Consider the following 11,166-nt stretch of genomic DNA (forward strand, 5'->3'; position numbering starts at 1 on the left):
ATGGTATCTGCGTCCATGTTGCTGCTAAAATCACCAGTCATACTTTACGTATTTTTCTGCGTCTTCGTTTTGGTATTGACGTTCTTACTTTTGAACAGCATCCTCTGCCTTAATTCACATAAGGCGTACTTAATAAACTCATTTTCGAGATTTGAGATGATTTCTGTATCAGGGCTACAAGTGAACCAACTAATATTAAGTTTATTTTTCCGATTAAATCTTTTTAGTTGATTAAATCTATGATGGTCTTTCCATCGCTGAACTAAGTTGACTGTTCTACCTATATAAATAATTTGACCTTTACTTTCAGATACAAAGTAGATAGCTGCACAATTAGGAAGAATATTTTTGTCTAGTAAATAAACTGATGGTAGTTCAGATACTTTGATGTTTTCTAAATTCATTCGATCATAAGAAATGGCTAATTCAAAGGAACGCAGATGAACGCGGATGAACGCAGATGGGTTTAGAAATTACGGACAACACGCTTTATTTCTACTTTGGGATTACCAAAATTAATTAATAGACATAGAGTAAGTCCAGTTGCTTTCAGATAGTTCATACATTGGGCAAAATGCCTATTATCTAGTGCTGTTACTGCCTTTAACTCCACAATAATAGCTTCCTCTACCAATAAATCAGCCCTGTAGTTGCCCACAACGATACCGTAATACCAAACTTCTATCATTTTTTGTTGCTCAACCAACAAAGTAGTTTTCCGTAACTCATGCACCAGCGCATTTTCATAAACCGCCTCCAAAAAACCAACCCCCAAAGTATTACCCACTTGAAAAGCACACCCAATAACCTTCTCGCTAATCCTATTCAACTCCAATCTGCGTCCATCAGCGTTCATCTGCGTTCCCCCTCCATATCATATAAAACCAGCAAATGTACGCAACCAAACGCCAAATTATCCGCGTTCATCTGCGTACATCTGCGTTCTAATTAATGCACTAACTCAATAGCCCGCTTAGTCAACGCCTCAGCAGTCAAGCCATTAAACGCCATCAACTCTCCCGCACTGGCGGTAGTTTCCCCACGCTTCCAGGCGAAAGTATCACGCTTGCAATTACTGCGTAACATAATTGGTTCCAGCATCGCCGCAGCACCACCAGTTACACCAATTAAGGCACTTCCATCAAACAATTCGGCAAATTTGGCATCATCCATAAAACCACCATCGGCTTCTGAACAAGTTTCCCAAGCAGTATCTTCAGGACGATACAAACGGCGAGGATTGATAATAGAAATAATCTTCACTCCAATACCTTCAGTTTCTAAGAAAGCCGCCGCTTCAAACACAGGAATTAATGTCATATCGCCAATGACTGCAAACACAACTTGTTTATCACCTGCAACTTCTTGTAATAAGATTGCACCATCTTCTAACCCTTGACGAGTTTGTTCTAAGGTAGTGCGAATTGGTAAGGGTGACTTACTCGCTGTAATCACAATTCCCTTATTCTTTGTTTGCAAAGCCCAGTCATAACAGCCTTGGATACTATTAGCATCAGGGGGAAATAATGGGAAGACATTTCCATTCCGCATCAGTGACGCAAAGTAAGCTTCAATTTCCGGGCGTTGGTGTGTCCAACCGTTGCGCCCTTGCTCTAATGCACCGGCTGTAAATAAGGTTATGCTCGAAGGTGTTTGACGGCGCAATTCTGCCATTGCTTGGATGACTGTTTGCCAAATTGGTACACCGTTGATGGCAAAAGATTCATAAGAACACCATAATGTTCTCGCACCCATTAAGGCTAAACCAGCCGCTAAACCTGCACAAGCATCTTCACTCAATGGTTCATAAACTTGTCCGTTTGGTGCTTGATGATAGGTTTCATCGGTGGTGGGGTGAATGATTTTTAATGCTTCATTAATGTTACCAATTCCTGATGCGGCGTTTCCGTCGGCGTTGGTGACTAAGAAGTTACTATCTTTTTTACCCACATATCCCACTAATTTACCCATTACGGTTGTGGCAACTTTGGGATCTCCACCTACTGTATATTCTTCTAAGGGTAATTGTCCTAAATCTACTAATGGTAATTCAAATTCTGTAACTACTGTTTTGGCTGCGGGACCTCCTCCGGCGCGTTCGGCATTTGTGCGGACTAATTCCCAAGCTTCTACTGATAAAGCACGGGTTTTTAATGCACTGATAATGTGCGGCGCATCTAGGGTATCTTTCGGATAGAGGTTGTGAGATTGGGAACCCAGGGCGTGAACTCCTGCGCCTTTGAGTTGTTTAATAATGAATACCGTCAACTGTCCATTCATCGCAGAATGGGCGGCTTTATCGATTCCCAAAAGTACGGCTTTGGTGAAGGCTAGGCGCTGCTCGAAGGAAAAGACGGTACTATCTACATAATCCCCTGGTTGGTTTTGGTCGTCAAAGTCTTTCGCATCGACTAATACGACTTCCGCAAAACCGTTTCCTTGCCAGTAGGCTTTCATTTCGGCGTTGGTTTTGAGGGAAACCATACTATGATGTTCTTGGCTGTAACCATTCCACACCATGACAGGTAAGAAGTTGGTGACGCTGGGATATGCTGTGTTAAAGTGTGCGATCGCACTCACAATATAAGGCTCACCCAATCCACCATCACCCACAGTAAAGGGGAATAATTTATCTTGATGCAGCAAGGCGGCGGACATAGCAAAGTGTTGTCCTTGTCCTAGAGGTCCAGCCGGTGCGAGAATACCAGGAATGAAACCGGAAAGGTGTCCTAAGAGTCCGTGCTTTTCTCGGAAGCGATCGCGCAATTGCTGTACTGTAGAAATGCCCATGTCTTCCAAGGAACGATCCAAAAACATGGCACTATAGAATCCAGGGGCATGGTGTCCCACTTCGGTGATAATATTCTTATGACCCAGCATCACTAGGGCTGCATAAGCTTCTGCTTGACTGGCAAAACCACCAGGATGTCCAGATGCCTTACTAGCTGTAACTTGCAGTGTCAGGTAGCGGAGAGCATCGGCAGCAAGTAAAGTTTGATAGACTGCTGTGGGATCTGTAGGATCTGCGATCGCTTTTTTGCCTGAATCTATTGCAGGTGTCGTACCATAAGTGGCAAAATTTGGTAGCGCCTCACCAAAATATTGAATTCCTTCACAAAAATTAGGCAGCGCAGAAGATGCTTTTGATGTCATGCTGAGAACCTTATAAAAAGAGGGCAAACTGAAGATGCTTGATGAATTTAACAAAAATTTTACATCTTTGAGGTGGTCAGAACTTATTGCATTTTCACAAGGTGAGGATAAGCAGTTTAAATAGTTGTTTAGTAAGGAACTAATTAGACTAAGTAATCATACTGGTTTAAACCACAAAGACTTTATACTCCCACTCTCAGCAATTTAAGCTCAAACTCTGACTCTCCGCGCCTCTGCGTGTTAGTGGAACGGGGCGTAGCCCGATAAATTCATCTCTTCATTTCAGCAGCCAAAGATTGCGATATATTTACATTTCAAGTCCTGACTTTAAAATTACTGTTTACCGTCTTCTAATATACTCATATTTGCATATATCTTACTGTAGATACATTTCGGAGTGTCCAGAGTTTAAAGTAACCATTAGTATATAGAACTTAGGAGCGCAAAACTTCATGACAAACAACCAACCCTTAGAAGCAGAGTTTGTATCACATGAAGCAAAACGAAGAGTATCTGAGAAACTAGATGCAGCCGAAAAAATTGATATAAATGTCCAAACTGATGTGTTGAAAATTGTTCAGGGACAAGCCGAGACAATTTCCCTTGCAGGTGAAGGATTAATAATACAAGAAAATATCCGGGTGCAGGAAATAAAACTGCAAACAGATAATATTGCCATAAATCCTTTAAGTGCTATTTTCGGTCAAATTGAACTGAATGAACCAGTAAATGCCATTGCGCGGATTGTACTCACAAAAACAGATATTAACCTCGCCTTCACATCAGACCTAATTCGTAACTTAATAAAAAACTTTCCTTTAAATGTAAATGGCGAAATTATCAATTTTGAGCCGCAACATATTGATATATTTTTACCTGGGGATGGCAAAATCGGGTTTAATGCCACAGGTCTGCTAAAATCACCGGAAAATCCGCGTTTGTTAGGAGTTACGGTGACTTTTCGCCCCCGGACTAATTCCCATCCCATATTATTAGAAAGTGTCACCTGTACTGAAGGAGAAGGAATTTCTGTAGAGCTAATTTTAGCATTCATGCATAAAATCAAAGAACTAGCAAATCAACCTTTTTTGAATTGGGAAGATATAGCATTTCGGATTCTAAATATGCAAATTGAACAGGACAGTTTAATCCTAATCATCGAAGCTAATGTCAAGCAAATATCGGCATCACAAATGGAGTTTATTAATCAGCTTCAGTAGTTATATGGCTTTTTTCATCTACTGAGATCCTAATTTATCTCTGTCCCCTGTGGTCAGCTAAGACCTGTCCACATCTGTGGTTAATTCATGCTGATAATAATTCTGTATGTAGATGCGCCGAAAGTTATTTTATAATAATAGTCTATTAGTATATTCCCAAATTAAAAATATGCAAGAGTATGATGTTGTTATTATTGGCGCAGGACATAACGGGCTAGTTTGTGCAGCTTATTTGCTGAAAGCTGGCTATAGCGTCCTGCTACTAGAAAAGCGTTCTGTTCCCGGTGGTGCAGCAACAACCGAAGAATGCTTACCCAAAGAAGCACCTGGATTTAAATTTAACCTGTGTGCAATTGACCACGAATTTATTCATTTGGGGCCAGTTGTGGAAGAATTAGAATTAGAAAAATATGGCTTAGAATATTTAGATTGTGATCCAGTTGTTTTTTGTCCCCATCCTGATGGAAAGTATTTTTTAGCGCACAAATCAGTCGAAAAAACTTGTGCAGAAATCGCTAGTTACAATGAACGCGATGCTAAAAAATATGCAGAGTTTATAGATTACTGGCAAAGGGCAATCAGTGCAATGGTTCCGATGTTTAACGCGCCCCCAAAATCATTTATAGATATTTTTGGTAACTACAATGTTCAAAAATTCAAAGACTTATTTTCGGTAATCGGTTCCACAGCGAAAACCTTAGACTTTGTTCGCACCATGCTGAATAGTGCGGAGGATATTCTGGACGAATGGTTTGATGAAGAATTCTTAAAAGCCCCACTTTCTCGACTGGCTTCAGAACTCGGTGCGCCACCTTCCCAAAAAAACCTGGCTATTGGTGTGATGATGATGGCTATGCGTCATAACCCCGGTATGACTAGACCTCGTGGCGGAACTGGGGCGTTAGTTCAAGCATTGGTGAAATTAGTTAGCAGTAAAGGTGGCATAATTTTAACAGACCAACAAGTAGAAAAAGTATTAATTGATAACGGTAAAGCTGTTGGTGTCGGGGTTGCGGGTGGTCAAGAATATCGCGCTAAATATGGCGTTATTTCCAACATTGATGCTAAACGGCTATTTTTACAACTAATAGATCCCAGTGAAGTAGATGATGCTGATCCTGATTTACGAGAAAGGTTAGAACGTCGCATCATTAATAATAACGAAACCATCCTGAAAATAGACTTGGCTTTAGACGAACCTCTGCATTTTCCCCACCACGACCACAAAGATGAGTATCTCACTGGATCTATTTTAATTGCAGATTCAATGGCTCACGTTGAACAGGCTCATAGTAAATGTACCCTGGGAGAGATTCCCGATGCTAACCCTTCCATGTATGCGGTGATGCCTAGCGCCCTTGACCCCACATTAGCACCACCAGGTAAACATACTTTATGGATTGAGTTTTTTGCTCCTTATCAAATAGCAGGTGCAGAAGGTACTGGTTTAAAAGGTACTGGTTGGACAGATGAACTAAAAAACCAAGTTGCAGACAAAGTAATTGATAAATTGGCTAACTATGCACCAAATGTCAAAGCAGCAACTATTGCCCGTCGTGTGGAAAGTCCAGCCGAATTAGGCGAAAGGTTAGGTGCTTACAAAGGGAATTACTATCATATTGATATGACATTAGATCAGATGGTATTTTTCCGTCCTTTACCAGAATTAGCTAACTACAAAACACCTATCGATAACCTCTTTTTGACTGGTGCGGGAACTCATCCAGGTGGGTCAATTTCAGGAATGCCAGGACGTAATTGTGCGCGGGTATTTTTGCAAACAAAACATCCTGTAGCTCAAAGTTTGAAGGATGCCAGGGATTCATTTAAATCAGCTGTAGGTTCGGTATTTGGAATTGGGTAATACCAATTATTTGTGAGGCTGCATATTATTTCGACCCCACCCCTAACCCCTCCAGTGCAAGCGAGGAGGGGAACTGCATTTCTGGTTAAATTCTATATCCAAAGTATTAAATTTACCGAAAATAAAATACTACCTTGGTCTAAAAGAAAACCCATCAAAGTATGAGGTTTTTATTTACTAGAGGATAGACAATAAGAATATGCAAAGAATAAGGGAACACCAAAAAATAAAAAATTATCCAAAAATTGTAGGGTGGATTAGCGCAGCGTAACCCACCATTATCCTAATGTCCTTAACCAACCCTAGAAATTAATTGGGGTTTTATTCCTTGGAAGCCCCTAATATCTATATTGTCCACAGAATAAGTGTGTGGTTTCAACTTTATATAAGCGTTGAACGGTCAACAAAGTATCATTATTCATCCCTCTAATAAATTTGTGCTAGTCGTATTTATGGTGCAAGATATTCTTTTTTGTCTCAAAGAAGCTACTTCCTATTATATTTTGAAAAAATATTCCACACCCAAAAATTCTGCTGAATGTTTTATCAATCCTCCCTGTGGCTGTGCAAATCCGGGAAAGGAACTCAAGTGTGAAGACTGTACCTATTTAGAAGCTTGTTTATCTCACTTCAAACTCGGTCATAAACCAATGCCATAGAACCTCACCCCAACCCTCTCCTAATTAAGGCGAGGGAGCCGGAGATGGGGATTAAGGGAGGGATAAACTGGCAGAATTGACATCTAAAAATAACGTTGCTTGCGATTGTTGACGTAAAATAGATGCTGGGCAATTTATGTTAATTGACCCTTTTAGCATCTGTTTTACTACCTGGGCTTTACGTTTTTCTGGTGCTAGACAAATAATTTTTTGGGCTGAACAAATTAAAGGCAAAGTCACGGTAAAAGCGTACTGGGGAACACTATCAATATTAGGGAAATGACCTGTATTCACTTGTTGCTGGCGATTGGCTGTATCTAGTTTGACCAGTTTGACGCTGTAAGCATCTTCAAAATTGGCGACTGTGGGATCGTTAAAAGCCAAGTGTCCGTTTTCACCCACACCAAGACAGCATAAATCAATTGGCTGGGCTTGCAATAGTTTGGTGTAGCGATCGCACTCTGCTAGAGGTTCCAATGCATCACCTTGTATATAATGAAATTGCTGGGGACAAACCCGCTGCTCTACACGTTCTTGCATATATCGCCGGAAACTCGCAGAATGATCAGCCGTCATGCCCAAATATTCATCTAAATGAAATAATATCATCCGCGACCAATCTACACCACCCAACCTGATTAAAGCATCCAGAAATTTGAGTTGGGAGTTTCCTGTTGCTAACAGTACAGCTGCTGTTTCCTGTTGCAGAAGCACTTGCTGTAAATACTGTTGGGCGATTTCGGCAACTTTGTTTGCCATTTCATCTTCAGAGTTGTAAATCTGCACCAATAAATCATCAACACGAAAACAGTTTGTCGCACCTAGCATTTGCTTACATGGAATATTGGACAATAATGCACTAACATTCTTTCTTCAGTATAGATTTCCAGGCGTTGCTGAAACCAAGTATGCATTTAGGTGTAAAGACGTTTCATGGAACGTCTCTACATTCTTTTCTGGAGATGTCTTTTGATAGAATCAGATTAGAAAGATTCTGGCGGAGCAATATCTGAAGCAACACTACTAGAATTGCGCCCTGATTTAACGCATAATTCCGATATCGGGGATGATTTGGAAACAGACGAAGCCGGGGAAGTTACCATATCTGTATTCAGCACCCTGCCATTATTTGCTTGCCCAGAAGTTAAGGATAACCCCCCCATAGCCCCAGCCACAAGGGCTGTATACCCTACATACAGATGTATGGGACGAATATCGATTCCCAATCCCCCAGAAGATTTTGTCGAATGATGCCAAGAAGGTACAATTGATTGCAGCCCTTGACTTGCTGGTAAAGAAGCAGCTAAGTTTACGCCATTGAGTCCCAAACTATTCCCCATAGCTCGAATAAATCCACGTAGCAAACTATCTTCTGGTAATGAATTAAAATTGCTATTTTCTATTGCTTCCATCTGATAAATTGGGACATGAGTGTAAATATTAAGTTGGCACAGAGAAAGGCCTTTAGACTCACGAGCTGCTTTGAGTTGTTGACCGATTCTGCACATAATTTCTCTACGTTCGTCGGCGGCTCTTTGCTGGGCTAGTTCAGCAGGGGAAGGTTTTTTGTTCGGCTTAAACCACTTGCTAATTATTGCACTGGGAGAGTTTATTTCTCCACTTTTGTCTGAATTTACAGTGGATTCTGATAATAGGTTATCTTCATTAATATGTGCGCTGCTGGTTTGCGCTGCTACTTTTATAGGTGATGAATCACTAGCTGTGTCAGGTTCAATAATGGGTGAAACAGTCTGAGTTTCTGTAATTTCTTCTTGTTGTGCGAATTGCTGGAATGCCAAACTAATAGCCTCCCTACCCACAGCTTTTAACAAAATCTTGACTGGTTCTCCTGAAGCCCCCAGCAAATTTTGTAATGTAACCATAGCACGAAGATAAACTTTGCTGCTATGAAGTTCAGCTTCAATTTCACCTAATAGCGATCGCAATTCATCGTCAGAAAATTTGATCCTAGGATTTCCAGAAATACTGGACAAATGCACAGGTGTCATATTCATGATCAAAGTTGCTCCTGATATTCAAACAAAAAGTGGTTATATCTGTATAATTTCTCGCTTTCTGTCGTTTAATATCCGGATTATTCTGGATTAAATATCTAATTTTTACCAAAAAATTGTCAGATTTGACCAATAGTTCTTGAATGGTACTAGTACAACACGGCGTAAATAAACAGACCATTCAAAATCCATGAAAAGCCCATTTTATAAGCTTTTTTACTTTTGACTTTTGACTTTTGACTTCCGCCTTGCGGTACTAGCCCCTAGATTTATCTATGGGGTCAATCCAAAATCCAAAATGCTCACTGCGCTAACCAAAATCTAAAATCTAAAATCCAAAATCTAAAATTGTTTGACTCGTTGGACAAAAGACCTGATCCATGTAACATATTCGTCACCAGCCACAATAGCTGTATCATTATGGTCTGCTGCTGGTACCAAAAACAGTTTTTTCGGTTCGGGAGCAGCATGATAAAGTTTTTGACTCATAAAAGATGGCACAGTTGTATCAGCACTACCATGAATGAATAACACTGGCATTTTTAACTGCGGTACTTTTTTAATCGATTCAAAGCGCTGGGTCAAAAGCAAACTGACTGGAAAAATCCGAAACAAGTTCCTGTAAGCTACCATATCCTCGATAGAGGTAAAGGAGCTTTCCACAATCAAGCCGGCGGCTTCTGGCTGTTTGATGGCCAAATCAATGGCGATCGCACCCCCCATAGAATGTCCATAAATAAAAATTTTCTCTGGTGGAATCTGTTGCTTTTGTACTAAGTAATTCCACGCTACGGCTGCATCCTGATAAACCCGCTTTTCGTTCGGAAAGTAACCTTGACTGCGACCATAGCCGCGATAATCGATTAGTAGCACAGAAAATCCTAGTTGATGAAACCGATTAGCATGACCAATGTTAGCACTCACATTGATAGCGTTACCATGCAGATACAGCAATACATCAGCATCTGGTTGCGGAGATTTAATCCACCAACCATGTATAAGTTTTGTCTGACCATCCCTAAGTTTTACAGGTAGCCAGACATCCTCGTATGGAAGATTAAAAAACTCTGGTGTTCTTTCAATGACACTAGAGGGAAAGAAAATAAACTGATGCTGCTTCACAAAAAGCAGTAAACAGATGGCAAAATAGACAATGACGACAAATATTTCTACCGTCAGTAGTAGCTTGAAACACAATTGCATTGAAAATTGCGGTTTGTTTAAATTTAAGTACTAAGATTTATACTTTAACAAAAATTTATAAACAAAATAAATATTTGTTAATAAACTCAGGTTGAGGACTTGACCATGAGACTTAAACTCAGCCAATCCTTTTACATAGTAAAAACATTTACGCACTTAAGTAGGATCACTTTGATATAGTAAAGATTGTTGATTAGTAGGAGAAGATTGTGACGGTCTTAAATGAAGCGCAAACAGAACAATTGCAGGAAATAACTCAACAATTACTGCGAGTCAGACAAGAAAAATCCATAACTATAGAAAAAATAGCTATTCAAACAAATATCCGACTACATTTATTGCAAGCTTTAGACGCAGGGGACTTTGAAATATTACCTGAACCTATTTACGTTCAAGGATTTATCCGTCGTTATGGTGAAGCCCTCGGCTTGGATGGTCAGGCTTTAGCAAATACCTTGATCATAATTAATGATTTTGCTCAATTCTCTCAAAATGAAACTGAAAATTTAGAAGAATTACCAGATATACACAAACGACCAGATATACACATACCTGCTTTTGTCCCCTATGCTCTCTTATCAGTACTGGCTTCTGTGGGACTGATTTATTTCCTCAATTCCCGACTCACAGCCGAATCTCCAGCCAAACCACAAAATACCGTACCTACTCCACAAATAAAGACAGCACCATTAAGTATACCTTCAGCGACAGAAAAACCAGATACAGCACCGGCAGATCAAAGTACTGCAAGTTCCAATGTTGAAGTGAATTTAGAACTTCAAAATGAATCCTGGTTACAAGTAACCGTAGATGGAAAAACTGCATTTATGGGCAATTTAAACAAGGGAGAACGCAGAACTTGGAAAGCAAAAGAAAACTTAACTATCCGCTCTGGGAATGCAGGTGCTGTATTGATTTCTGTTAATCAGCAACCAGTAAAACCTTTCGGAGATGATGGTGATGTAAAAGAAGTGACATTCACTCCAGAAACCAACACACAATAAGGGATTACTAGGAAGAGGAAAGGGTGCAGGGGAGAAGAGGATCGGGGG

The 11,166-nt window shown here is 40.2% G+C and carries 9 protein-coding genes and 2 pseudogenes; 5 read left to right on the forward strand and 6 right to left on the reverse strand.

Going from position 1 to position 11,166, the window contains the following annotated elements; translation table 11 throughout:
- Positions 1-113 (forward strand): annotated as a pseudogene (locus tag AACX33_RS26440) (IS982 family transposase); the annotation flags it as partial.
- A gap of 27 nt (positions 114-140) precedes the next feature.
- On the opposite strand, the pseudogene AACX33_RS02505 reads toward AACX33_RS26440, so the two are convergent.
- From AACX33_RS02505 to AACX33_RS02515, 3 genes and pseudogenes are all read right to left on the reverse strand, one after another.
- A pseudogene (locus AACX33_RS02505) lies at positions 141-404 on the reverse strand (GIY-YIG nuclease family protein); the annotation flags it as partial.
- Positions 405-466: 62 nt separating this feature from the next.
- The gene (locus AACX33_RS02510) at positions 467-856 is read right to left on the reverse strand and encodes a GxxExxY protein (protein WP_194000429.1); all 390 of its coding nucleotides are present in this window, start codon (positions 854-856) and stop codon (positions 467-469) included.
- 92 nt (positions 857-948) lie between these two features.
- On the reverse strand, positions 949-3,153 hold the full coding sequence (locus AACX33_RS02515; protein WP_194000431.1) for a phosphoketolase: 2,205 nt from the start codon (positions 3,151-3,153) through the stop codon (positions 949-951).
- A 452-nt stretch (positions 3,154-3,605) separates the two neighbouring features.
- On the opposite strand from AACX33_RS02515, the gene AACX33_RS02520 reads away from it, so the two are divergent.
- From AACX33_RS02520 to AACX33_RS02530, 3 genes are all read left to right on the forward strand, one after another.
- Positions 3,606-4,373, forward strand: coding sequence for an LmeA family phospholipid-binding protein (locus AACX33_RS02520; RefSeq protein WP_194000433.1), 768 nt, complete (start codon positions 3,606-3,608; stop codon positions 4,371-4,373).
- A 112-nt stretch (positions 4,374-4,485) separates the two neighbouring features.
- A complete protein-coding gene (crtO, locus tag AACX33_RS02525) occupies positions 4,486-6,237 on the forward strand; it encodes a beta-carotene ketolase CrtO (RefSeq protein ID WP_265338687.1) in 1,752 nt (583 codons plus the stop codon).
- Between the two features lie 452 nt (positions 6,238-6,689).
- Positions 6,690-6,896, forward strand: coding sequence for a hypothetical protein (locus AACX33_RS02530; protein WP_194000437.1), 207 nt, complete (start codon positions 6,690-6,692; stop codon positions 6,894-6,896).
- A 51-nt stretch (positions 6,897-6,947) separates the two neighbouring features.
- Here the strand turns inward: AACX33_RS02530 and AACX33_RS02535 are convergent, their stop codons facing one another.
- The 3 genes from AACX33_RS02535 to AACX33_RS02545 all read right to left on the reverse strand — a co-directional run bounded on the left by AACX33_RS02535 (position 6,948) and on the right by AACX33_RS02545 (position 10,114).
- Positions 6,948-7,724, reverse strand: a complete 777-nt coding sequence (locus AACX33_RS02535; protein ID WP_194000439.1) for a glucosamine-6-phosphate deaminase — start codon at positions 7,722-7,724, stop codon at positions 6,948-6,950.
- Positions 7,725-7,879: 155 nt separating this feature from the next.
- Positions 7,880-8,911 carry a helix-turn-helix domain-containing protein gene (locus AACX33_RS02540; protein WP_194000441.1) on the reverse strand — a complete coding sequence of 344 codons (1,032 nt, stop codon included), beginning with the start codon at positions 8,909-8,911 and terminating at the stop codon, positions 7,880-7,882.
- A gap of 342 nt (positions 8,912-9,253) precedes the next feature.
- The gene (locus AACX33_RS02545; protein WP_194000443.1) at positions 9,254-10,114 is read right to left on the reverse strand and encodes an alpha/beta hydrolase; all 861 of its coding nucleotides are present in this window, start codon (positions 10,112-10,114) and stop codon (positions 9,254-9,256) included.
- A gap of 209 nt (positions 10,115-10,323) precedes the next feature.
- Here AACX33_RS02545 and AACX33_RS02550 point away from each other — a divergent pair, with 209 nt between their 5' ends.
- A complete protein-coding gene (locus AACX33_RS02550) occupies positions 10,324-11,118 on the forward strand; it encodes a RodZ domain-containing protein (RefSeq protein WP_194000445.1) in 795 nt (264 codons plus the stop codon).
- Positions 11,119-11,166: the final 48 nt, after the last annotated feature.

Source organism: Nodularia sp. LEGE 04288, assembly GCF_963896525.1.
GTDB lineage: Bacteria > Cyanobacteriota > Cyanobacteriia > Cyanobacteriales > Nostocaceae > Nodularia.